This window comes from Enterobacter sp. Res13-Sevr-PEC09-46 (assembly GCF_015672585.1).
GTDB classification, from domain to species: Bacteria; Pseudomonadota; Gammaproteobacteria; order Enterobacterales; family Enterobacteriaceae; genus Enterobacter; species Enterobacter hormaechei_C.
This window is the reverse complement of the sequence record NZ_JADABR010000005.1, coordinates 263,820-287,196: the sequence shown is the minus strand read 5'-3', so window position 1 is coordinate 287,196 and position 23,377 is coordinate 263,820. Positions and strand designations below refer to the sequence as shown.

The following is a 23,377-nucleotide window of genomic DNA, read 5'->3' as shown; positions in this document are numbered from 1 at the left end:
CGGGTACGAAATGTAGGCCGGGTAAGGCGCAGCCGCCACCCGGCTTGGTTTACTTGTTTTTAGCGGCAAGCGTCGCAAACCACGGCGCGATAAAATCTTCCGTCTGGCCCCAGCCTGGAATGATTTTCCCCAGAGACGCCACGTTCACCGCGCCCGGCTGGGCGATCAGCAGCGCCTGCGGAATAGCCGCCGCCTTGAAATCGTAGGTGGCAGGCGTCGCTTCTCCGGCAATCTTATTGGCGATCAGGCGTACGTTGGTCGCGCCAATCAGCTTCGGATCTACCGCCACGCTCACCTTCCACGGGCTACCCGGCTCGCGCATCAGCTGGAGATCCTGGTTGGAGATGTCGATGCTGTAGAGCTTGATCTCGGTGCGGCCATTCTCTTTCAGCGCCTTATACGCGCCCTGACTGAAGGCATCCCAGGTCCCCCAGATGGCGTCGATTTTACCTTTCGGGTATTTCGCGAGGATCGCCCCCACCTTGTTGGCGGTGTCGCCCTGCACGTCAGAGGAGACCGCGCCGATGGACTCCAGCTCTTTAATCTCCGGATACTGCTTTTGCAGTTCTTTATACGCCGCCTGACGGCGCTCCATTGGCGGGAAGCCCGCGACCCACAGCTTGACGATATTGGCCCTGCCGTTGAAATCTTTCGCCAGTTGACCAAAAGAGAGGTTGGTCAGGGAGGCATCGTCCTGCTGGGTAACGGTTACGCCCGGGATCTCGCCGTTCACGGCGGTATCAAACACCGAAACTTTGATCCCGGCATCCACCGCCTTCTTCACCAGCGCGGTGGAGTACGGATCGCGCCCCTGAGAGAGAATAATCCCGTCGTATTTCTGGCTGATGGCCTGGTTAACGAAGTCCTGGAATCTGGCGTCGTCCCCGTTACTTAAAAACGTGCTGACCTTAAAGCCGAGCTTTTTCCCTTCCTGAATCGCCCCGGCAACAAACTGCGTGGTGTTGTCGTCCGAGCCCAGGTTGCGGATCACCGCGATGCGAATGGGGCCGTCATGGTTCGCAATGGCGGCCGGAACCGGCGCGGGGGTAGCCGCCAGGCCCGGCAGAGCAGTGAGTAACCCAAGAGCCACTAAAGAGAGTGCAATCTTTTTCATTTATTATCCCGTTGTGTTGTCAGCGTTTTTGTATGTAAGTAATCGCCAGCGCCACCGCGAGCACCAGCCCTTTTATAATGTCCATGGCGTAATACGGCACGGAGAGCATCACCAGCCCGTTGGAGAGCACGCCGAGGATCACCGCCCCCACCAGCGTGCCCAGCGCGTTCGGCTTGCCGGACCCGGCCAGCGAGAAGCCAATCCATGCCGCCGCCACCGCATCCATCAGGTAGCCGCCGCCCGCATTCACCTGCGACGACCCAATGCGCGAGGCCAGCAGAATGCCGCCCAGCCCCGCCAGCAGCGAGGCAATCACGTAGGCCGCCACCTTGTAGCGCGTGGTGCGAATGCCGGAAAGTCGCGCGGCTTCCGGGTTGCCGCCAATGGCGTACATCCGGCGTCCGTGGGTGGTCAGCGACAGGCCAAGCTGCGCCAGAATCGTCACCACCAGCATGACGATCACAATGGTCGGCACCTGTCCCAGCAGGCTGAACGCCGCCGGAATGGTCCCTTCCGCCATGTCGCCGCTCGGCAGCACCATGTTCTCGGTAATCGACCCGCCGTAGCTGTAGGTCATCGCCACGCCCTGGATGACAAACAGGCTGGCAAGGGTCGCGAGCATGTCCGGAATGCGCAGGATGACGATCAGAAAGGCGTTAAACAGGCCGACCAGCGTGCAGAGCGCTAGGGTCAGCAGAATCGACTCGGTGGTGCCGAAGCCGTGCCAGACGAAAAGCGAAATCACCAGCGCGTTCGCCAGCGACGCGGTTGACCCCACCGAGAGATCGAACCCGCCGACGGTCAGCGAAATCGAGACGCCGATGGCAATCACCGTCACGATGGCAATCGAGCGCAGAATGTTGATGATGTTGTTCGGATCGAGGAAGCTGTCCGACGCCAGGCCAAACACCGCCACCAGCGCGACGACGGTCAACAGCATGCCCCACCTGTAGAGAAAATCGAAAACCTGCTGACGGCCAGACGCCGCCGCGTTCACTGAAAGGGCCTTGCTCACGACGCCGTTCCTCCGGTTGAATAATAAAGTAGTGTCTCTTCCCGGGCCTCGGCTCCGGCGATTTCCGCCACGATGCGCCCGTCCCACAGTACGCAGATGCGGTCGCACAGCCCGACCAGTTCGGCAAACTCGCCCGAGGCGTAAATCACCCCTTTGCCCTCGCGCGCCAGGCCGTCGATCAGCTGAAACAGATCGGTTTTGGCCTTCACGTCCACGCCTTTGGTCGGCTCGTCGAATATCAGCACGCTGGCGTCATTGCGCAGCCATTTGCCGATGGCGACCTTCTGCTGGTTACCGCCGGAAAGCCGACGCAGCACCTGCCCCGGCCCGCGCGTGCGCACACCGACGCGGGCAATCACCTCTTCTGCCCAGCGCCACGCCTGACGATGACCAAACAGGCTCCAGCGCGAGAAGCTGTTATCGGCACACACGGCAAGGTTCATGCTCACCGGCTCGTCGATAAAAATGCCCTCTTTGCGCCGCTCCTCCGGCACCAGCGCCAGACCGCGCAGTACCGAGTCTGCCGGATCGCGCGGTTTCCAGGCCTGATGGTTCAGCTCGCCGCGCGCGACGCGGCTTTTGCTGGCGCCAAACAGCGCCTTGCAGAGTTCCGTTTTCCCCGCCCCCGCCAGCCCGGCAATGCCGAGGATTTCACCTTTGCGCAGGTGCAGGGAGATATCTTTCAGCAGCGCATCGTCGTGCAGCCCTTCCACCCGCAGCAGCGTCTCCTCACCGTGCGGCGGGCGCGGGGGCGGATAGATATCGCTCAGCTCGTGGCCGAGCATCTTCTCAACAATCGCTTCGCCGCTCAGATCCGCCATCGGGCCGGACTCAATCAGCCTGCCGTCGCGCAGCACCGTCAGGGTGTCGCAGATGGCCTTCAGCTCGTGAATGCGGTGAGAGATAAACACCACGCCGATACCCTGCTGTTGCAGACGTCTTACTACCGCAAACAGACGCTCACTCTCGTGCGCGTCCAGCGGCGCGGTGGGCTCATCAAGAATGAGAAAACGGCAGTGGTGCGAGAGCGCCCGCGCCAGCAAAATCTGCTGTTTTTCAGCCAGCGTGCAACTGTCGATGGAGCGGCGTACGTCGAGCGAAACATCCAGCTGCGCCAGCGCCTGCCGCGCCTGCTGACGAACCGCGCGCCAGCTGTAGCGGTGCCCCGGATGCGCCAACTGGTCGAGCATGATGTTTTCGGCAATGCTTAACCCGGGTATGAGCGCCACATCCACCTCCTGCTGCACAAGGTGGATACCCAGCCGTTTGGCGTCCAGCGGCTCGCGGATACTTACCGGCTGGTTGTTAATGCAGATTTCGCCTTCATAACGATCGTGCGTCCCGCACAGCACCGCCATCAGCGTCGATTTCCCCGCGCCGTTGGCGCCGGTCAGCGCATGCACCGACCCGCCGTTCAGGGTGAAATCCACGCGCGACAGGGCCTGAAAGCCGGAAAAGGCCAGGCTGATACCGCGCATCTCAAGGCGACTGGAAACCATCCGCGTAAATCCTTCATTACTCTTCTGATTTAGCGAATTTTTCACAGCTCTTGTTGACTGACAACGACGTAAAAGGCATAAGTTAAAGCAAAATATTATTAGCCATCCGGATGTCCAGACATAACATCGGGTTAGCGCTTGCTAAAAAAGGACAACTTCATGAGCAACACCGATATCCGCGTAGTGCCCGGCCCGGCGAACTACTTCTCTCATCCGGGAAGCTTTGCCCACCTGGATGATTTCTTTACTCCGGAACAGCTTTCCCGCGCGGTGTGGATCTACGGCGAGCGGGCAATCGAGGGCGCACGCCCTTATCTGCCGCAGAGTTTTAACGCGACGGGGGCAAAACATCTGCTGTTTAAGGGCCATTGCAGCGAGAGTGACGTCACCCATCTGGTGAACGAGTCTGGTAGTGAAACCAGCGTGGTGATTGGCGTGGGCGGCGGTGCGGTAATGGATACCGTCAAGGCCGTGGCGCGTCGTCTGGGCGTGCCGTTCGTAGGCATTCCCACTATCGCCGCCACCTGCGCGGCGTGGACCCCGCTCTCCGTCTGGTACAACGATGCCGGTCAGGCGCTACAGTTTGAGATTTTTGACGACGCCAACTTTCTGGTGCTGGTGGAGCCGCAGATCATCCTTAACGCCCCGGCGGAATATCTGCTGGCGGGCATCGGCGATACGCTGGCGAAGTGGTACGAAGCGGCGGTGCTCGCCCCTCAACCTGAGAGTCTGCCGCTGACCGTGCGTCTTGGCCTGAACGGTGCGCTGGCGATCCGTGACGTGCTGCTGGAACGCAGCGAAGAGGCGCTTGCGGATCAGCAGCGCGGCGAACAGACGCAGGCGTTCCGGGACGTGGTGGATGCGATTATTGCCGGAGGCGGAATGGTCGGCGGTCTGGGTGAGCGCTATACCCGCGTGGCGGCGGCGCACGCGGTGCACAACGGCTTAACCGTGCTGCCGCAGACGGAAAAATACCTGCACGGCACCAAGGTGGCCTACGGCATTCTGGTGCAGAGCGCCCTGCTCGGTCAGGACGACGTGCTGGCGCAGCTGGTGGCAGCGTACCAGCGCTTCAATCTGCCGACCACGCTTCGCGAGCTGGACGTCGATATTCACAACCGCGACGAGCTGGATAAGGTCATTGCCCACACCCTGCGCCCGGTGGAGTCGATTCACTATCTGCCGGTGACGTTAACGCCTGAGGTGCTGCGCGCCGCGTTTGAGAAGGTGGAATCCTTCAGCCGTTAATCGCGCCGACGGGCTATACCTAATGATGATTCTCTCCACTCTTGCAACGAGGTCATCATGCAGATCGATTTAACAGGTAAAAAGGCGCTGGTTACTGGCGCCAGTCGTGGGCTGGGTCGGGCGATTGCGCTGTCGCTGGCACGCGCCGGTGCCGATGTGGTTATCACCTACGAAAAATCCGTCGATAAAGCCCAGCAGGTTGTCGATGAGATCAACGCGCTGGGGCGACACGGCGAGGCGATTCAGGCCGACAGCGCCAGCGCGCAGGCGATTCAGGATGCGGTCACGCAGGCGGCGCGCTCCCTCGGCGGGCTGGATATTCTGGTCAATAACGCCGGGATTGCGCGCGGCGGCCCGCTGGAGTCCATGACCCTGGCGGACATCGACGCTCTGATCAACGTCAACATCCGCGGCGTGGTGATCGCCATTCAGGAAGCGCTGGTGCATATGTCTGACGGCGGACGCATCATCAACATCGGTAGCTGTCTGGCGAACCGCGTGGCACAGCCGGGGATCGCCGTCTACTCGATGACCAAGTCTGCCCTTAACTCCCTCACCCGAGGTCTGGCCCGCGATTTAGGCCCGCGCGGCATTACCGTCAACCTGGTCCACCCCGGCCCGACCAACAGCGATATGAACCCGGAAGACGGCGAGCAGGCTGACTCTCAGCGTCAGCTTATTGCCCTGGGCCATTACGGCCAGCCGGAGGATATCGCAGCGGCGGTCACCTTCCTCGCCAGCCCGTCTGCGGGGCAAATTTCCGGCACCGGTCTGGATGTCGACGGCGGTCTGAACGCCTGATCGCAAATTTACTGTATGCCTCTGTCGCCCGGCAGAGGCCTGTTCGAGCCGCCTCGACGATTCGCGTTTTGCCGCTTTCTCGCGGTTTTTCTCCGCTCTACAGTACCCCATAAGAAATTCGGAATTTATCTAATAGTCTTATTATTTCCTTATAATTTGTGTGGTCGTACAGTGGAGGTACGGATGAAGATTGTCTGGTCAAAGAATGCAAAGAAAGAGTTTTCCAAAATCGATGGCCGATATCAGCGAAGAATCAAAGCAAAACTTGCTGAGCTGGACGATCGCTCAGCTCCCCGGCCCGATATCAAAAAAATATCGGCAACAGAAAATCATTTCCGGCTACGCGTTGGCGATTACCGCATTCTGATTACACTTCGGGACGATCCCGATAACCATTGTTATGTTTTGGCCGTCAAGCGCAGAACATCAACGACCTACCTTCACGAGGAGAAAGCCCCCTATGGCTGTTCAGCTAATTAAGGACGATGACGGAAAAGCGCAGTACGTCGTTATTCCCTATGATGAATACTTTCGTATGTGCTTACAGATGGCAGAAATTGACGACGAAACCGATGATGATCTAGAGGATATTGAAGTCGAACACGATTGTTATGATGACGTAGGATTACCTGGTGAAGTATGCGACATCATGCATAGCGAGAACGTCAGCCTACAGGCCGCCTGGCGCATTTTACGCGGCATGTCCCAGCAGGAGGTGGCGGAGAAGCTTGACATCAGCCAGTCCGCCGTATCACAGCTTGAGGCGCTGGACTCCCGACCGCAAAAGCGCACCCGCGAAAAGCTGGCGGCAATTTACGGCTGTAAACAGGAGCAGATCAGCCTCTATTTACCAAAAGAGGGTTAACAGCACTTCGCCCCGCCCTTGCCGCCGTAGCGGGCGTCCTGACGGTCGCGGAAAAATTCTTCGTAGGTCATGGGCGTCTGGTCCGGGTGGTTGACGCGCATATGCTCGACGTAGTTGTCGTAATCCGGCACGCCAATCATCATTTTAGCGGCCTGGCCCAGGTATTTACCTGCTTTGGAAAGGGTGTCGAACATAGTTCTGATCTCACAGGAAATGTAGGCCGGGTAAGGCGAAGCCGCCACCCGGCACACGGGTTAATGCGCCCCTTTCGCCTGGGTGACAATCTCGTCCAGGTTCTCAGGCATTGGCTCATACGGCGTCTCTTTCGCCGTCGGTTTGTCGACTTTCAACGCCGCCAGCGCGGTTTTCAGAGAATACAACGCCAGCACCACAACCACCACCATAAAGAAGATGGTCAGCCCGGCGTCCAGACGGTTGTTAAACACCAGCTGCGACAGTTGAGATTCGGTGTACTGTGCCGGGATCTTACCGCTGTCGATCATCGCCTGGAACTTGTTGGCGATCGCCAGGAAGCCCACCTTATTGTCCGGGCTGAAGGCTTTCTGCCAGCCCGCGGTCAGGGTACAGATCAGCAGCCACGCCGTTGGCACCAGCGCCACCCATGCGTAACGCTGGCGCTTCATCTTGAACAGGACTACGGCACAGAGCATCAGGGCCATGCCCGCCAGCATCTGGTTGGCGATACCGAACAGCGGCCACAGGGTGTTAATCCCGCCGAGCGGATCGACCACGCCCTGATGCAGGAAGTAGCCCCACGCCAGCACGCACAGCGCCGTCGCCAGCAGGTTAGCCGGGAGTGAATCGGTACGCTTCAGGTTCGGGGAGATCACCCCCAGCAGATCCTGCAACATAAAGCGCGCCGCACGCGTACCGGCATCCACCGCCGTCAGAATAAACAGCGCCTCGAACAGAATGGCGAAGTGATACCAGAACGAGACATCCATCAGCCCGCCCAGCGCGCCGTGCAGAATGTAGGCCATGCCCACCGCCAGCGTTGGCGCCCCGCCTGCGCGGGAGATAATTGACTGCTCGCCGACCTCATTAGCGATATGCGTCAACGTTTCAGGGGTAATCGCAAAGCCCCAGCCGCTGACCACCTGCGCGGCAGAGGCAACCACGTCAACGGTGCCGGCCGGGGCCAGTACCGCCATTGGGCTGTTCATCGCAAAGTAAACGCCCGGGTCAATAATACAGGCCGAAACCAGCGCCATAATCGCCACGAAGGATTCCATCAGCATGCCGCCGTAGCCAATCAGGCAGGCCTGATTTTCATTCGCCAGCATCTTCGGCGTGGTTCCGGAGGCGATCAGCGCGTGGAAGCCCGACACCGCGCCGCAGGCGATGGTGATAAACAGGAACGGGAACAGGTTGCCGGTCCAGACCGGGCCGGTGCCGTCAATAAATTTGGTCAGCGCAGGCATGGTCAGGGTCGGGCGCATAATCAGAATGCCGATCGCCAGCCCGACGATGGTGCCGATTTTCAGGAAGGTGGAGAGGTAGTCACGCGGGGCCAGCAGCAGCCACACCGGCAGCACCGCCGCCACAAAGCCGTAGCCCACCAGCATCCAGGTCAGTTGCACGCCGGTGAAGTCGAAGAACGGCGCCCAGGTCGGGCTTTCCGCTACCCAGCCGCCGGAGATAATGGCAAACACCAGGAACACCAGGCCAATAACTGAAACTTCACCAATGCGCCCCGGACGCAGATAGCGGATATAGATCCCCATAAACAGCGCCAGCGGAATGGTGAAGGCGACGGTATAGGTTCCCCACGGGCTGTGGGTCAAGGCTTTCACCACGATCATCGCCAGCACCGCGAGGATGATCACCATGATCATAAAGGTCGCCACCAGCGCAATCACCCCGGCGGTTGCGCCCATCTCCTCTTTCACCAGCTCACCCAGCGAACGACCGTCGCGGCGGGTGGAGACGAACAGCACCATGAAGTCCTGCACCGCGCCCGCCAGCACCACCCCCGCGAGGATCCAGATCATCCCTGGCAGGTAGCCCATCTGCGCGGCCAGTACCGGCCCCACCAGCGGGCCTGCCCCGGCAATCGCCGCGAAATGGTGACCGAACAGCACTTTTTTATCGGTCGGCACGTAGTCCAGCCCGTCGTTATGACGCACGGCCGGCGTCATGCGCGTGCCGTCTACGCCCAGTACCGTCTTAGCGATATAGCGGCCATAAAAACGGTATGCGATTAGATAAATGCAGACGGAGGCGACGACGATCCACAGCGCGTTGATCTGCTCCCCCCGGTTGAGGGCGATATAGCCCAGGGCAAAGGCTCCCACCACGGAGAGCACCGCCCACGTAAGGTATTTCCCTGAGTTGTTCATAGTTGTTGTCCGTTGTTGTGAAACAGTGAGATGTTACATTTTGTTTCTAGAACAACGGATAAAATTTAACAACTTTGAAACGCAATAATGCGTGGTCAAACCAGAGATTTACACCACAGTGTTAAGCCGATCACTTTCAGCTGAATGACTTACCCCAACACCATCGTACTCAACCGACAGGTACAGCACCGCCGCCCCTGCTCGTCGAACACCACGATCTCCCAGCTCTGGCTGGAACGGCCCAGATGCAGCGGCTGACACACGCCGCGTACCTTACCGTGAGAGACCGCGCGGTGGTGCGTGGCATTCAGTTCCGTGCCCACCACGTTCTGCCCGTCACGGGTCATCAGAAAACCGGCCATTGAGCCCAGCGTTTCCGCCAGCGCCGCCGAGGCGCCGCCATGCAGCAGGCCAAACGGCTGGTGGGTGCGGGCATCCACCGGCATCTCTGCTTCCAGCGTATCGTCCCCGAGGCGGGTATAGACGATGCCAAGGTGCCCCACCATCGTATTCAGGCTGGTGGCGTTCAGCTCCTCGAGCGTTAAATGACGTTTCCAGATCATTACGCCCCCAGCGTGGAGCCGCCGTCCACCACGATATCCTGCAAGGTGATATGGCTGGCGGCATCGGATGCCAGGAACAGCACGGTCGCAGCAATCTCCTGTGGACGGGCAATTTTACCGAGCGGAATGCCGAGCTTGAACTGCTCACCAAAGCCGCGAATGCGCCGCTGTTCCGCATCATCGCTGGTCCACAGGGTGCGCTGCATGTCGGTATCCGTTGAACCCGGCGACACCAGGTTACAGCGTACGCCGCTGCCCGCCAGTTCCAGCCCGACGGTCAGCGCCAGGCTTTTCAGCGCCGCTTTCGACGCGCCGTAGGCGCTCATGCCGATGCGCGGCGTGTGCGCCGCGTCAGAGGCCACCGTCACAATCGCCCCCCCCTGCTGATGACGGAACTGGCCCATCGTCTGCTGGAACAGGTTGAACGCGCCGCCGACGTTGACCGCAAAGGTCTGCTGCCAGTCCTCCTGCGAGAGCTGATCCGTCGCGCCCATACGCAGAATGCCCGCCGCGTTAACCAGCACATCGAGCCGCTCAAGGCTGCTGAGCAAACGCCCGCAGACGTCACTCGCCTGCGCCGCATCCGCCACGTCCAGCGTTTCGGTGGCAAACGGATATTCGCCGTGAGGGAAAGCCAGATCGAACCCGGTCACCTGCGCCCCGGCCTCCACAAATGCCAGCGCGGTCGCATAACCAATGCCCTTACCCGCGCCCGTCACCCAGACCGTTTTACCGGTGAAATCAAAAGCCATCACTTCACCTCGCGGGAGAGCAGCGCCCACCAGGCATCGAGGGTCGGATTTTTTGCCAGCATCACGAAATCAATGTCGCCGTGCACTTTGCGCCAGCGGGCGGCCAGCGCCATCATGCGCACTGAATCCAGACCGTAGTCGATCAGGTTTTCGTCATCCATCGGCTCGTCGGACTCGTCCAGCAGCGGCAGGATCAGCTCACGCAGCGCGGCTTTCGTTGTCGGAACGGACGGCAGCAGTTCGTCGGTCATCACCACGCGGCCCGAACGTCCTGCCACGTATTTCAGCGACATCAGGTGCTCGTCGCGGGTGAAATCCGCCAGCGCGTCGGCGATAAAGAACGGTTTGATGTCGCGCATAAAGGCGTCGGTGGCGGTGGTCATGCAGCCGATGTGGGCGTACACGCCGGTGATCAAAAGCTGGTTGCGCCCGGTCTCTTTAAGCATCTGCTCCAGCGGCGAGCGGTGAAACGCGCTGTAGCGCCACTTCACCAGCACGGTGTCCGCTTCGTCCGGGGTCAGCTCAGCGACGATGCGCTGCTGCTCCGGCGAGCGAGTCAGGCCCGGCCCCCACATATCGTTCAGCAGGGCGCGGTCTTCATCGCTCTGATCTTTCGGCTGCGCGGTGTAGTACACCGGAATATTGTGCTCTTTGCAGTACGCGCGCAGTTTAGCGATGTTCGCCACTACCTGCTGCATCATGTCGCTATTTTCGCCCCAGAAGTTCAGGAAGTACTCCTGCATATCGTGGATCAGCAGCGCGGCGCGCTCCGGTTCAAACGCCCAGTTCACTTTACTGGTCGGCAGTTCGGCGGCGGTTGGCAGCGCGTATGCGGTTAATTTTGGAATGGCCATTATCTGTTCCTCAGCCCTGGGCGCGTTCAGCAAGCCACAGGCGCAACTGTTTCTTATCAACTTTGCCGACCGGCGTGAGCGGAAGCGCATCCACGCTCTCCACGCGGTCCGGCAGCTTAAATTCGGCGACGCCCTGCTCGCGCAGGAAGCGGCGCACCTCCACCGCGCGCAGGGGCTGTTTCACCACCAGGTACGCGCAGCTTTTTTCGCCCAGCAGGCTGTCTTCCATGCTCACCAGCGCGGCGTGGATCACCGCGTCGTGGCGCAGCAGCAGGTTTTCGATCTCTTCGGCGGCGATCTTCTCGCCACCGCGGTTGATCTGATCTTTCTCGCGCCCCTGCACGGTGATGTAACCCTGCTCATCGATGGCGATCAGATCGCCCGAGCAGTAGAAACCGTTGGCATCAAAGGCGCTGGCGTTGTGTTCCGGGCTATTGAAATAGCCGCGGAAGGTGTAAGGGCCGCGCGTCATCAGACGCCCGACTTCCCCGCGCGGCAGCGGGTTGCCGTCCTCGTCCGCCACCCACACTTCATCGTCCGGGCACATCGGGCGGCCCTGGGTATTGATGATGCGCTCCGGCGCATCGTCGAGGGCGGTGTAGTTCACCAGCCCTTCCGCCATGCCAAACACCTGCTGAAGCTGGCAGCCAATTTCCGCCGGAATACGTGCCGCAAGCGTGGCGGAGAGACGTGCGCCGCCTACCTGGAGCAGTTCGAGGGATTTCAGCTGGGCGTTCCCCGCGCCGTCGGCAATCGCCTGCAACCACAGGCTGACCGCGGGCGGCACCAGTGAGGTGACGTTTATCTGATGCTGCTCAATCAGCGGGAAGCAGAGCGTGGCGCTCGGATCGTTAGCCAGCACCACGCAGCCGCCCGCCGTGAAAACGCCTAACGATCCCGGCGAGCTCATGGCGTAGTTATGCGCCGCAGGAAGCGCGTTCAGATAGCGGGTGTGCGCAGTGATACCGCAGATTTCGTTGCTGCGACGGATGCTGTAGTCGTAGTCGTTGTGCGTACGCGGGATCAGCTTCGGCGTGCCGGTGCTGCCGCCGGAGAGCTGGAAGAACGCCACTTCGTCGGCGGGCGTCGGGTTCGGGATGAAATTGTCCGCCGGGCGTGCAATCGCCGCCTCCAGCGCGTGTTCGCCCTTATCGCCGCGTAGCAGCACAACGCGTACCGAGCGATGCGCATCCACAAAGGTATTGAGAAAATCATCACCCGCGAACAGCGTGTGGTCGCGATCGGCAATCAGCACGGCGGGTTTGATCTGCTCCGCGTAGGCGTTGAGTTCGCTGCGCTGATGGCTAAAGAGCGCGTTGACCGGTGCGACGCCGATTTGCAGCAGCGCGAAGAAGGTGATGTAGAACTCGGCCACGTTGCCGAGCTGCACCAGCGCTGTCTCGCCGCGATGCAGCCCCTGCGCCTGAAGGACAGACGCCAGATTCGTCACCGCCTGATTAAACGCGCGGTAGGTGATGCGGCGATCGCCGTCAATTATCGCGACCGCATCGTTGTCCGCATGGTCCGTCAGGATGTGGGTCAGCGGCAGATCCTGCCAGTAGCCTTTTTCACGGTAGCGGCGGGCAAAATCCTCAGGCCAGCGGGTAAAAGGGATGGTCATGAGTATTCCTTAGTGCAAACCAAACACGTTGAGCATGGTGGAGAGCTTCACGCCCGTCTCGCGCCACTCGCCCACCGGGGAGGAAGCAGGCACAATGCCCGCGCCGGCAAACAGGCGAACGGTATTTTGATGCAGCCGCGCGCAGCGGATAGTTACCACCCACTCGCCGTTACCTTCGCTGTCGCACCAGCCGACGATGCCGCCGAACAGCTCACGATCGAACGGCTCCAGCTCGGCAATCAGCTCTTTTGCCGCCTGATGCGGGAAGCCGCTTAGCGCTGGCGTCGGGTGCAGCAGACAGGCCAGCGTCAGGGCGTTCTCGTTTTCACGCGCGTCACCTTCTACCGGCGTCGCCAGATGCCACAGCGTCGGGGTGGTGATGAGCTGCGGGGAAGCCGGCATGGTCAGATGATGGCTGCGCGGTTCCAGAATGGTTTTCATCGCCTGCGTTACCAGGTCGTGCTCGTGACGGTCTTTTTCGGAGGCCAGCAGCTTAGTGCCCGCTTCGCGATCCAGCACATCGTCCGGCTGACGGCGCGCAGAGCCCGCCAGCGGCAGCGAGCTAAAGTGCGCGCCCTCTTTACGCAGCAGCAGTTCCGGGCTGGCGCCCAGCAGCACGCCGCCGTCTTCCAGCGGTACGTGGAAGTTAAAGCTCGCCGGGTTCTGGGCGATAAGACGCTCCATCAGCGCGCTGCTATCAATCTGTTTGTCGGTGGCGATATCAATCAGGCGCGACAGTACCACCTTATTCACCTGCGGCGTGGCGGTGAGCGACGCGGCGCGGGCGACCATCTCCTCGAAAACCGGCTGCGGCGGGATCTCGGTGCGTTGTTGCACGTTCAGCGTCTGCGCGCCGGAGGCGTAGCGTGCGGACTGCTGACGCGCCGGGCGGGAGAAGGTTTGCCAGCGTTGCGGAATAAACAGCGATGACGGTTTGCGGGTATCGAAGGGGATCGCCCCTACCATCACCGGATGGGCAATGCCGCTATTTTTCGCATTCTGGAAAGCCTGAGCTAATTTCTGCTGAAAGGGGCCCGCCGGATCGTCACCGCCGACGGCGGGTTCAGAAAAACGGGCAAAACAGCCTGACGTGGTAAAACTGCGATAGGGCGACATAAAGAAAAAGCTGTCTGATTGCAGCGTGGTCGCGGTGTGCTGAAGGTCCTCAGCCAATGACGTATCCATATCATCCTCCTAAAATGATAAAAGCAGTAATAATGATTATCATTTATATTTTCGTCGGCTAACCTAATCCCACATCGCCCTGGTGTCAACCGCAGAGCAAACAACTTGTGCGACTAACGCTTGCATACCTTCCCCGCATTCATGAAAATGAGAAGCATTAACTTCAACAAAAACAGGATGCCGCTCTGTGAAACTCCCTGCCGTTTGCCGTAATGCCTTTCTTTTAACAGGACTTTTTGTTTTAGGACTAACCTCAGCGACGGCCGCCGACTGGCCGCGTCAGGTCACAGACAGCCGCGGCGTACATACGCTTGAGAGCAAACCGACGCGCATTGTCTCCACCAGCGTGACCCTAACCGGCTCCCTGCTGGCCATTGACGCCCCGGTTATTGCCAGCGGAGCCACCACGCCAAACAACCGCGTGGCGGATGCACAGGGCTTTTTACGTCAGTGGGGCGATATCGCGAAACAGCGTAAGGTTGCCCGGCTGTACATCGGCGAGCCGAGCGCCGAAGCGGTCGCGGCCCAGATGCCGGACCTGATTTTGATCAGCGCCACTGGCGGGGATTCCGCGCTGGCGCTCTACGATCAGCTTTCCGCCATCGCCCCGACGCTTATCATTAACTACGACGACAAAAGCTGGCAGGAACTGCTGACCCAGCTGGGGACGATCACCGGGCAGGAAACACAGGCCGCAGAGCGCATCGCTGCCTTCGATAAACAGCTCGCCCAGGTGAAGCAGCAGATGAAGCTGCCGCCGCAGCCGGTGAACGCCATCGTCTACACCGCCGCGGCGCACACGGCGAACCTGTGGACGACAGACTCGGCTCAGGGCAAGCTGCTGCACCAGCTGGGCTTCACGCTGGCGGCGTTACCTGATGGATTGCACACCTCGCAAAGCCAGGGCAAGCGTCACGACATTATTCAGCTGGGCGGGGAAAACCTGGCGACGGGGCTGAACGGCGAAGGGCTGTTCGTGTTTGCCGGCGACCAGAAAGACGTGGACGCGATTTACGCCAATCCGCTGCTGGCGCATCTGCCGTCGGTCAAGAACAAGCGCGTCTGGGCGCTGGGAACGGAGACGTTCCGCCTGGATTATTACAGCGCGTTGTTGGTGTTGCAGCGTTTGAATTCAATTTTTAAATAAGTGGCACGTTTCCCGTAGGCCCGGTAAGCGCAGCGCCACCGGGCGTTTTGTCGGGTGGCGGCTACGCCTTACCCGACCTACAGGTTCTGCCTGAACCGACGCAACTCCACCAAAACCGCCAATAAAATTACGCCAACCACGGCTAACACAAACCCGCTGCTGCTCGCCGACGCCACCGGGGTCATTATCGCCCCCAGCCCGCCGAGGATCGCTGCGCCAATCGCATCGCCCGTGACGTTCTGCGCCGTCCACAGGCCGTTAATGCGCCCGAGCATCCCTTCCGGCGTCTGGGTCTGGATCAGGGTGTACTGTAAAAGAGAGCTGACCGCGCTCAGCCAGCCAAAAATCACCAGACACATCACCCCCAGCGCCCACACCGGCATCAGGCTGAAGAAACCAATCGCGATAAACGAGGCCAGCGTCGCCACCAGCATGATTAACCCCGGTCTCGCGCTCTGCGCCAGATTTCCGCTGGTCAGCGCCCCGCACGCGGCGCCGAGCGGAATGGCGGCGTACAGCACCCCAATCTCTGAGGCGCTCATCTGCCACTCGCCCGCCAGCGCCGGGTACAACACGCGCACGGCGCTCGCCATCGTCAGCAGGCCGCCGAGCAGCGCAATGCCGCCAATCAGCGGGTTGCTGAACAGAAAACGAATCGCGGCCATCAGGGACTTCAGCGGATGCTCGCGCGGCTGCGGCGGCGGTGGCAGGAGCGGCAGACGCAGCAGCGTCAGGGTGGTGATAAAGGTTCCCGCCGCGGCAAGGCCGTAGTTCCACGCCACGTTGCCGGTCGCCAGCAGCAGGCCGCCGACCATCGGCGAAATCACCGATCCCAGACGCACGGTGAGCATGGTGATCGCCCCCGCCTGCATCAGGTTCTCGCGCCCGACCAGCGCGGGCGTGGCCGCCAGCAGCGCCGTCACGCCTAACGAGGCAAAAAAGCCGTCCCACAGGCCCAGGGCATAAATCGCCATCAGCGACGGCTCCGGCAGCATTGCGTTCAGACACAGCCCGACAAAGCCCACCCCGCAGGTGCCGCGCGCCAGCAGGATCAGTTTTTTACGCTCGTAGCGGTCCGCCAGCACGCCGCCCACCATCAGGCCGATAAACATCGCCCCGCCGGTTAAGGTGACGGATAACCCCACCAGCCAGCTGGAGTGGGTCATGGTCTGGATCTGTACCGGCACGGCGACCCCGAGCAGGCCGAGGGATAAAATGGAGATAAAGCGGGCGATAAAAACCGCTCGAAACGCCGGGTGCGTTTTCAGCAGGCTGAGGTTGAGCAGCCAGGATTTTTGATTCATGACAAGGCCTTGAGGTATCGGTCTACCATTTCCATGGGCGCACATGCTAACATAGCCAAATAAGATAGATAACGATAATTACTATCATTATCACATCATGGACGTTGCTATGTCGTTTTCCTCTTCCGCGGTGCGCGCCGTAGCCGTGCCCGTTTTATTGCTGCTGTTGATCCTTGCGATTGCACTCAGTTTGCTGGTTGGCGCGAAGCCGCTGCCCGCGTCCGTTATTGTCGATGCACTCTCCGGTACCTGCCAGAGCGCCGACTGCATTATCGTGCTCGACGCCCGGCTGCCCCGCACCCTTGCCGGCCTGCTGGCCGGTGGCGCACTCGGGCTTGCCGGTGCCCTGATGCAAACCCTCACCCGCAACCCGCTGGCGGACCCTGGCATTCTCGGCGTGAACTCTGGTGCCAGTTTCGCCATTGTGCTCGGCGCGGCGCTGTTTGGTTTCACCTCTCCGTCTGAACAGCTGGTGATGGCCTTCTGCGGCGCGCTGGCCGCCTCGCTGGTGGTGGCCTTTACCGGCAGCCAGGGCGGCGGACAGCTCAGCCCGGTACGTCTGACACTGGCGGGCGTGGCGCTCGCGGCGGTGCTGGAAGGCTTATCGAACGGCATCGCCCTGCTCAACCCGGACGTGTATGACCAGCTGCGCTTCTGGCAGGCCGGTTCGCTGGATATCCGTACCCTTGATACCCTGAAAGTGGTGGCATTCCCGGTGTTTATCTCTGCCGCCGTAGCGCTGTGTTTAAGCCGGGCGCTCAACAGCCTGAGCCTCGGCAGCGACACCGCGACCGCCCTCGGCAACCGCGTGGCGCGCACGCAGCTGACGGGCCTGCTTGTCATCACCGTGCTGTGCGGCAGCGCGACCGCCGTCGTCGGGCCGATTGCCTTTATCGGCCTGATGATGCCGCACATGGCGCGCTGGCTGGTGGGGGCGGATCACCGCTGGTCACTGCCGGTCACGCTGCTGGCGACCCCTGCCCTGCTGCTGTTTGCCGACGTACTGGGCCGCCTGCTGGTGCCGGGTGAATTGCGCGTCTCGGTGGTCAGCGCCTTTATCGGCGCGCCGGTGCTGATCTTCCTGGTACGACGCAGACGCGGGGGTGGCGCATGATGGCCCCGTCCCGTCGATTACTCACCAGCGTCGCCCTGCTGGTCGTCGCCAGTCTGCTGCTGGCGGTCTGGAGCCTGCAAAGCGGTGCCGTAACGCTTGATTTCGCGCAGGTCTTTCACGCTCTCACCGGCAGCGCGCCACGTAACATCACCATGGTGGTCACCGAATGGCGACTGCCGCGTGTGGCGATGGCGATCCTGGTTGGCGCAGCGCTTGGCGTCAGCGGCGCAATATTCCAGTCGCTGATGCGTAACCCCCTCGGCAGCCCGGACGTGATGGGCCTGAATACCGGCGCGTGGAGCGGCGTGCTGGTGGCGATGGTGCTGTTCGGGCAGCATCTCATGGCCATTACCTTTACGGCGATGGCGGGCGGCATTCTCACCTCCCTGCTTATCTGGGCCCTGGCCTGGCGCAACGGCATCGACACCTTCCGCCTGATCATCATCGGGATCGGCATCCGCGCGATGCTGATGGCGTTTAACACCTGGCTTCTGCTACAGGCGTCGCTGGAAACCGCACTCTCCGCCGGGCTGTGGTACGCCGGTTCCCTCAACGGTCTGACGTGGGGAAAAACCTGGCCCGCCGCGCCGCTGATTATCCTGATGTTTATTGGCGCGCTGCTGCTGGTCAGGCGCATGCGGCTGCTGGAGATGGGCGACGACAGCGCCTGCGCGCTGGGCGTGAGCGTAGAGCGCTCGCGCCTGATGCTGATGCTGGTGGCGGTCTTGCTGACCGCAGCGTCTACCGCCATCGCCGGGCCGATCTCGTTTATTGCCCTTGTCGCGCCGCATATCGCGCGGCGACTTAGCGGCACCGCGCGCTGGGGATTAACCCAGGCAGCGCTGTGCGGCGCAGTATTACTGCTGGCCGCCGATCTCTGCGCTCAGCGGCTGTTTACGCCTTATCAACTGCCGGTGGGCGTGGTGACCGTCAGCCTCGGCGGGATTTACCTCATCGTCTTGCTCGTTCAGGAGTCACGCAAGAAATGACAGATTCAACACCCCGCTTGCGCGGCGAAAACTTGACCCTCGGCTACGGTAAAAAAATCATTGCCCGGGACTTATCCGTTGCCATTCCGGACGGCCACTTCACCGCCATTATCGGGCCAAACGGCTGCGGCAAATCGACATTGCTGCGCACGCTGAGCCGCCTGATGTCGCCGGTTGAGGGCAGCGTGTTCCTCGACGGGGAGCAGATCCAGCGCTTCGCCAGCAAAGAGGTGGCGCGCCGAATTGGGCTGCTGGCGCAAAACGCCACCACGCCGGGGGATATTACCGTGCAGGAGCTGGTCTCCCGCGGGCGCTACCCGCACCAGCCGCTGTTTACCCGCTGGCGCAAGGAGGACGACGAGGCCGTGAAGCGCGCGATGCAGGCGACGGGCATCACCGATCTGGCCCAGCAAAGCGTCGATACCCTCTCCGGCGGACAGCGCCAGCGCGCGTGGATCGCGATGGTGCTGGCGCAGGAGACCTCCATCATGCTGCTGGACGAGCCGACGACCTGGCTGGATATCAGCCATCAGATTGACCTGCTGGAACTGCTGAGCGAACTGAACCGTACGCAGGGGTACACCCTGGCGGCAGTGCTGCACGACTTAAACCAGGCGTGCCGCTACGCGACGCATCTGATTGCGTTGCGCGACGGCGAGATTGTGGCGCAGGGCGCGCCGAAAGAGATTGTGACGCCGGATCTGATCGCGCGGATCTACGGCATGCGCTGCATGATTATTGAGGATCCGGTGGCGGGTACGCCGTTGGTGGTGCCGTTGGGTCGGCGGTAATTGCCGGGTGGCGGCTACGCCTTACCCGGCCTACATTTCGCTCCCGTAGGCCCGGTAAGCGCAGCGCCACCGGGCATTTGCACTATCCAAAAATTTCCTTCAGTACCGGCCCAATCTTTTCAAACGCCTGCGGTGAAATGATATCCACGTGGGCGCAGTCCTGGCTGTACACCTCCAGCTCATCCACCCACGGCGCCCACGCGGCCTGCGGATCCAGGGTTCGCGTTCGCTCGGCGACAAACAGCGTCGCTTTACCGTCAAACCGCGCGCTGTGCGCCGTGGTGAGCAGCCGCACCGCGTCCGCATAGTTGCCTTCAATGGCGTTAAACAACTCGCTGGAGCCCTGCCCCTGCTGGGCAGCGATAAACGCCTGGCGTTCGCGCTCAATTTCCGCCAGCACCTCCGGATCGAGGCCGTTGGCCTCTTTCTCCGCCCAGTTCTGGGTTTCCGGCGGCCAGGTATCCAGCAGGCCGAGGAACGCTACGTCTTCACCCTGCTCGCGCAGACGCGCCGCAATGCCCTGCGCCAGCGTGCCGCCGAGGGAATAGCCGAACAGATAATACGGCCCCTGCGGCTGTTGCTTACGCAACGTGTTCAGATGATGTTCGATCACCGCATCGAGATCCGCACACTGCTGCATCGGCCCCTCAGGCCGGGGAGACTGAATGCCGACGATTGACCAGCGCGGGCTGAGGTAGCGCGCCAGGACGCTAAACTGCCAGGCAAAGCCGGACGCCGGATGGAAGCAAAACAGCGTGGGGCCGTTGCTTTCACGCAGCGGGAGAACGGTTTCATACCCCAGACGCTGCGCCTGCTCGTCGCTCATCTGCGAGTCCAGCAGGGCGCTAAGCTTGCTCACCGTCGAGGCGACCATAATCTGCCCCGGCGTGACCTTGCGGCTGAACGCACGGCTGAGCTGAGCCGCGAGGCGCATCGCCAGCAGCGAGTGGCCGCCGAGGGCAAAGAAATCGGCTTCGATATCGTTCACCGCGCAGCCCAGCAGGGCAGAAAACGCCTGCGCCACGGCGACTTCGGTTTGCGTCTCGGGCGCGCGACCGGAAGTTTTGCTGGTCAGCTCCGGCATCGGCAGCGCCTTGCGATCCAGCTTGCCGTTGGCGCTTAACGGCAGCGCGCTGATTTGCAGCAGCACCACCGGCACCATATGCGGTGGCAGCTGGGCTTTAAGTGATGCAAGCAGCGCGTCGCGATCCAGCGGTAAGCCGGATTCAGAGACAACGTATCCCACCAGCTGGCGGGCATCGCCGCCCGTGGCAGCCGCCTGGTTGAACACGCAGGCGTGCGCCACCGCCTGGGCCACATCCGGCAACGCGAGCATCGCCCGGTCGATTTCGCCCAGCTCGATGCGCTGGCCGCGGATTTTCAGCTGATCGTCGCTGCGGCCCAGATATTCCACCGCGCCGTTGTCCAGCCAGCGGGCAACGTCCCCGGTGCGGTACATTCGCTCGCCGGGGGCAAAAGGATCGGCGATAAAGCGGCTGGCGGTAAGGTCGGGGCGTCCCAGGTACCCCTGCGCCAGCTGAATGCCGGTGAGATACAGATCCCCCGCCACGCCGAACGGCACCGGGCGCATCATCGCGTCCAGAATGCGCAGCCCCGTATTCCACACCGGGAAGCCGATCGGCACGCTGTTGCCTTCCACCGCCGCCAGCTCGGGGCCGTACGCCGGATACCAGCTGACATCCACCGCCGCTTCGGTCGGGCCATAGAGGTTGTGCAGCGGCGCATGGGTGAGCTGTTCCCACTCGCGACACAGCGCAGTCGGCAACGCCTCGCCGCTACAGAACACCTGCTTCAGCGTCCTGCAACAGTCGACGTTTTCCGGCGTCAGCGAGGCGACGAACGCCGCCAGCATCGACGGCACGAAGTGGGTGGTGGTCACGCCGTACTGCGCAAAGAAACTCTGCATTGCCTGCGGATCGCGGTGCGCGTCCGGCTCGGCCATCACCAGCTTCGCCCCGGCGATAAACGGCCACCAGAACTCCCACACCGATACGTCAAAGCTGCACGGCGTTTTCTGCGCCACCACGTCATGCGCCGCCAGTGGATAATGATCCTGCATCCACTTCAGGCGGTTAACGATGGCGGTATGGCCGACCATCACCCCTTTTGGACGCCCCGTCGAACCGGAGGTAAAGATGATGTACGCGGTCTGCTCCGGCTTCGCCAGGCGCAGAGGTTCAGCATCGGTGGCCGGTAATAGTGTGTTGTAACTAAAGGTGGCGATCGGCAGATTGTTAAAGCGCGGAAGCTGCTCGTCGGTGGTAATGAGCAGCGACGGCTTCGCGTCCTCCAGCATCATCCGCAGACGGTCATCCGGGTAACCGGTATCCAGCGGCAGCCAGGCGGCGCCAGCTTCAACAATCCCGTGCAGCGCCAGGGTCAGGAACACCGAGCGCGGAAGCGCCACCGCCACGCTGTCGCCCGGCTTCACGCCGCGCGCGCGCAGCAGGTTTGCCAGCGCGACCACCTGCTCGCGCATCTGGCGGTAGTTCAGTTCAGTATGGGCATCCGCCAGCGCGGGGGCGTCCGGCGTTTTGCTCGCCTGCTCCGCCACAAGATCCGCCAGCGTGGTGGACGGCAGCGCCAGCCCGGTATCGTTGATGCGCGCCAGCCGGGCGTATTCCTGCTCTGATACGGTTTCCACGTCGCCACAGCGCAGGTCCGGATTGGCGGCAAACTGCGTCAGCATTGCGTTCAGGCGCGCCGCGTGTCCCTTCAGCGTCGCCTCGTCGTAACGCTGCCTGTTGGCGAGGATCTCAATACTCAGTCCGCCCTGCTCGTCCGGGAACAGCGCCAGCTCCAGATCGTTCACCGGACCGGTCGCCAGCGTGTGGGTAATGGCCTCCACGGCGTCGATATCCAGCTGATAATCGAACACCTTGACGTTCAGCACCGGACCAAACAGGGCTTCATCGCCTGCGGCACGCCCGCTGTCGCGCACGATCTGCTCGGCGTCGTAACGCTGATGGCGGCGCATCTTTTTCAGCTGGTTCGCCAGGCGCAGCGCCAGCGTCGGCAGGTTCTCCTGTGGGTTAATATTCACCGCCAGCGGCAGGACATTGAGCACAGGCCCGGTCGCGGTCAGCGCGGCGGAGCCCATGCGGCGCATAAAGATAAACCCGGCAGCGTAGTCCAGCCGTCCGGTCAGGCGGCCCAGCCACAGCGCCACCAGCGCAAGCGCCAGATCGGTACGCTGCGCCTGGCCTGCCATCTGTGCAAGCTGACTGAACGCATGGCTGTCCATCGCAATTTTCAGGCGCAGGATATCGGTAGTGGCGGCGCGTCCCGGCAGCGGCGCGGAAGAGAGCGAGACCGGAGAAGGAAGCTGTTTGCGTTGTTCGGCCCAGAAAGCACCGTCGCGCTGATACGCCTCGCTGTCGCGATAGCGCTGATACTCCTCCACCACCTCGGCGAACGGGGTAAACGGCGAGGCCGGCGTGGATTCACCTTTCTGCCACGCAGCGTAAATGGCGGTGATCTGACGGGTAATAGCAGGGAAGCTGAAGCCATCTACCACCAGATGATGATACCGCTGATACCAGTACCAGTGGCTTTCTCCCACCTGGATCAGCTGGTGAAACGCCAGCGGCTGACCGCTGTCGACGCGCAGGTTCTGGTTGAGATCGGCCTCCATCAGCGCCACGGCGGCGTCGTGGGAGTCAACGCGCACGATGGACGGCTCCGGCAGGAGCATGGCCTCATCGATCCACTGCCACACCTCACCGTTATCTTCGGCAAAACGCATCCGCAGGGTGTCGGCCTGCATCATGCCTTCAGCGATGGCTTTTGCCAGCAATGGCGCATCGATAGCGCCTTTCAGCTCGGTGTAGTGCGCGACGCTCCAGGCGTTTGGCAGGGAGGAAAGCTGCTCTGCCATCCAGATCCCCGGCTGGGCGGCGACAAGAGGGAGACGGTTCATGCGCGCTCCCCCGCAAAACATGACGGCTCAAGCGTCTGCCACTGTTCCGCCAGCCACTGCTGGCACGCCTCCTGAGATTGCGGTTCGCAGACCACGCGCCAGCCCGCGGGCAACTCGCACTGCTGCGGCCACAGGCTGTACTGCCCCTGGTCATTTTGCAAAATGGCGAACTGTCCCTGCGGATTATCGAAAGGATTGCTGAATTCCATACAGAC

Annotated in this window: 21 protein-coding genes; 8 read left to right on the top strand and 13 right to left on the bottom strand. The window is 61.6% G+C overall.

Translation table 11 applies throughout. The features are described from left to right. Positions 1 to 49 precede the first annotated feature (49 nt). The 3 genes from IMQ56_RS02605 to IMQ56_RS02595 are packed head-to-tail and all read right to left on the bottom strand — an operon-like array spanning position 50 to position 3,628. Complete coding sequence (locus IMQ56_RS02605) at positions 50 to 1,114, bottom strand: sugar ABC transporter substrate-binding protein (protein WP_032647657.1); 1,065 nt, start codon at positions 1,112 to 1,114, stop codon at positions 50 to 52. Between the two features lie 19 nt (positions 1,115 to 1,133). Further along, positions 1,134 to 2,129 carry an ABC transporter permease gene (locus IMQ56_RS02600; protein WP_032647655.1) on the bottom strand — a complete coding sequence of 332 codons (996 nt, stop codon included), beginning with the start codon at positions 2,127 to 2,129 and terminating at the stop codon, positions 1,134 to 1,136. Beyond that, positions 2,126 to 3,628: a sugar ABC transporter ATP-binding protein gene (locus IMQ56_RS02595; protein WP_023296101.1), complete on the bottom strand. Its 1,503-nt coding sequence runs from the start codon at positions 3,626 to 3,628 to the stop codon at positions 2,126 to 2,128. The genes IMQ56_RS02600 and IMQ56_RS02595 overlap by 4 nt, the downstream gene beginning before the upstream one ends. Positions 3,629 to 3,787: 159 nt before the next feature. Here IMQ56_RS02595 and IMQ56_RS02590 point away from each other — a divergent pair, with 159 nt between their 5' ends. The 4 genes from IMQ56_RS02590 (at position 3,788) to IMQ56_RS02575 (ending at position 6,542) form a co-directional block, all read left to right on the top strand. Continuing rightward, the gene (locus IMQ56_RS02590; RefSeq protein ID WP_196063739.1) at positions 3,788 to 4,876 is read left to right on the top strand and encodes an oxidoreductase; all 1,089 of its coding nucleotides are present in this window, start codon (positions 3,788 to 3,790) and stop codon (positions 4,874 to 4,876) included. A 57-nt stretch (positions 4,877 to 4,933) separates the two neighbouring features. After that, entirely contained in the window at positions 4,934 to 5,677 is a 744-nt protein-coding gene (locus tag IMQ56_RS02585) for a 3-oxoacyl-ACP reductase family protein (RefSeq protein WP_196063740.1), read from the top strand. Positions 5,678 to 5,860: 183 nt separating this feature from the next. Beyond that, positions 5,861 to 6,157: a type II toxin-antitoxin system RelE/ParE family toxin gene (locus IMQ56_RS02580; protein WP_023303272.1), complete on the top strand. Its 297-nt coding sequence runs from the start codon at positions 5,861 to 5,863 to the stop codon at positions 6,155 to 6,157. Beyond that, positions 6,138 to 6,542 carry a helix-turn-helix transcriptional regulator gene (locus tag IMQ56_RS02575; RefSeq protein WP_023303271.1) on the top strand — a complete coding sequence of 135 codons (405 nt, stop codon included), beginning with the start codon at positions 6,138 to 6,140 and terminating at the stop codon, positions 6,540 to 6,542. Before IMQ56_RS02580 ends, IMQ56_RS02575 begins: the two co-directional genes overlap by 20 nt. Here the strand turns inward: IMQ56_RS02575 and IMQ56_RS02570 are convergent. The 7 genes from IMQ56_RS02570 to entC all read right to left on the bottom strand — a co-directional run bounded on the left by IMQ56_RS02570 (position 6,539) and on the right by entC (position 13,877). Further along, positions 6,539 to 6,736 carry a YbdD/YjiX family protein gene (locus IMQ56_RS02570; RefSeq protein WP_006809671.1) on the bottom strand — a complete coding sequence of 66 codons (198 nt, stop codon included), beginning with the start codon at positions 6,734 to 6,736 and terminating at the stop codon, positions 6,539 to 6,541. The genes IMQ56_RS02575 and IMQ56_RS02570 overlap by 4 nt on opposite strands. Before the next feature lie 60 nt (positions 6,737 to 6,796). Continuing rightward, the gene (cstA, locus tag IMQ56_RS02565; protein WP_015571172.1) at positions 6,797 to 8,902 is read right to left on the bottom strand and encodes a pyruvate/proton symporter CstA; all 2,106 of its coding nucleotides are present in this window, start codon (positions 8,900 to 8,902) and stop codon (positions 6,797 to 6,799) included. Between the two features lie 149 nt (positions 8,903 to 9,051). Further along, positions 9,052 to 9,465, bottom strand: a complete 414-nt coding sequence (gene entH, locus IMQ56_RS02560; protein WP_015571173.1) for a proofreading thioesterase EntH — start codon at positions 9,463 to 9,465, stop codon at positions 9,052 to 9,054. After that, the gene (entA, locus tag IMQ56_RS02555) at positions 9,465 to 10,217 is read right to left on the bottom strand and encodes a 2,3-dihydro-2,3-dihydroxybenzoate dehydrogenase EntA (RefSeq protein ID WP_015571174.1); all 753 of its coding nucleotides are present in this window, start codon (positions 10,215 to 10,217) and stop codon (positions 9,465 to 9,467) included. The genes entH and entA overlap by 1 nt, the downstream gene beginning before the upstream one ends. Next, positions 10,217 to 11,071 carry an isochorismatase gene (locus IMQ56_RS02550; RefSeq protein WP_015571175.1) on the bottom strand — a complete coding sequence of 285 codons (855 nt, stop codon included), beginning with the start codon at positions 11,069 to 11,071 and terminating at the stop codon, positions 10,217 to 10,219. The genes entA and IMQ56_RS02550 overlap by 1 nt, the downstream gene beginning before the upstream one ends. A gap of 10 nt (positions 11,072 to 11,081) precedes the next feature. Then, positions 11,082 to 12,692 carry a (2,3-dihydroxybenzoyl)adenylate synthase EntE gene (gene entE / locus IMQ56_RS02545; RefSeq protein WP_196063741.1) on the bottom strand — a complete coding sequence of 537 codons (1,611 nt, stop codon included), beginning with the start codon at positions 12,690 to 12,692 and terminating at the stop codon, positions 11,082 to 11,084. A gap of 9 nt (positions 12,693 to 12,701) precedes the next feature. After that, positions 12,702 to 13,877 carry an isochorismate synthase EntC gene (gene entC, locus IMQ56_RS02540; protein ID WP_017382512.1) on the bottom strand — a complete coding sequence of 392 codons (1,176 nt, stop codon included), beginning with the start codon at positions 13,875 to 13,877 and terminating at the stop codon, positions 12,702 to 12,704. Between the two features lie 187 nt (positions 13,878 to 14,064). On the opposite strand from entC, the gene fepB reads away from it, so the two are divergent. Further along, on the top strand, positions 14,065 to 15,024 hold the full coding sequence (gene fepB / locus IMQ56_RS02535) for a Fe2+-enterobactin ABC transporter substrate-binding protein (RefSeq protein ID WP_032103091.1): 960 nt from the start codon (positions 14,065 to 14,067) through the stop codon (positions 15,022 to 15,024). Between the two features lie 77 nt (positions 15,025 to 15,101). Here the strand turns inward: fepB and entS are convergent, their stop codons facing one another. Beyond that, a complete protein-coding gene (gene entS / locus IMQ56_RS02530; protein ID WP_017382514.1) occupies positions 15,102 to 16,328 on the bottom strand; it encodes an enterobactin transporter EntS in 1,227 nt (408 codons plus the stop codon). Between the two features lie 109 nt (positions 16,329 to 16,437). On the opposite strand from entS, the gene fepD reads away from it, so the two are divergent. Genes fepD through fepC form a run of 3 tightly spaced genes read left to right on the top strand, consistent with a single transcriptional unit; the run spans position 16,438 to position 19,222 of the window. After that, positions 16,438 to 17,442: a Fe(3+)-siderophore ABC transporter permease gene (fepD, locus tag IMQ56_RS02525; RefSeq protein WP_017382515.1), complete on the top strand. Its 1,005-nt coding sequence runs from the start codon at positions 16,438 to 16,440 to the stop codon at positions 17,440 to 17,442. Beyond that, on the top strand, positions 17,442 to 18,431 hold the full coding sequence (gene fepG, locus IMQ56_RS02520; protein ID WP_026094382.1) for an iron-enterobactin ABC transporter permease: 990 nt from the start codon (positions 17,442 to 17,444) through the stop codon (positions 18,429 to 18,431). Before fepD ends, fepG begins: the two co-directional genes overlap by 1 nt. Beyond that, positions 18,428 to 19,222 (top strand): iron-enterobactin ABC transporter ATP-binding protein, encoded by a 795-nt coding sequence (gene fepC / locus IMQ56_RS02515; protein ID WP_032652926.1) that lies wholly within the window; start codon positions 18,428 to 18,430, stop codon positions 19,220 to 19,222. The genes fepG and fepC overlap by 4 nt, the downstream gene beginning before the upstream one ends. 82 nt (positions 19,223 to 19,304) lie before the next feature. Here the strand turns inward: fepC and entF are convergent, their stop codons facing one another. Continuing rightward, on the bottom strand, positions 19,305 to 23,162 hold the full coding sequence (gene entF, locus IMQ56_RS02510) for an enterobactin non-ribosomal peptide synthetase EntF (protein ID WP_196063742.1): 3,858 nt from the start codon (positions 23,160 to 23,162) through the stop codon (positions 19,305 to 19,307). After that, positions 23,159 to 23,371, bottom strand: coding sequence for an MbtH family NRPS accessory protein (locus IMQ56_RS02505; RefSeq protein WP_015571182.1), 213 nt, complete (start codon positions 23,369 to 23,371; stop codon positions 23,159 to 23,161). The genes entF and IMQ56_RS02505 overlap by 4 nt, the downstream gene beginning before the upstream one ends. Positions 23,372 to 23,377: the final 6 nt, after the last annotated feature.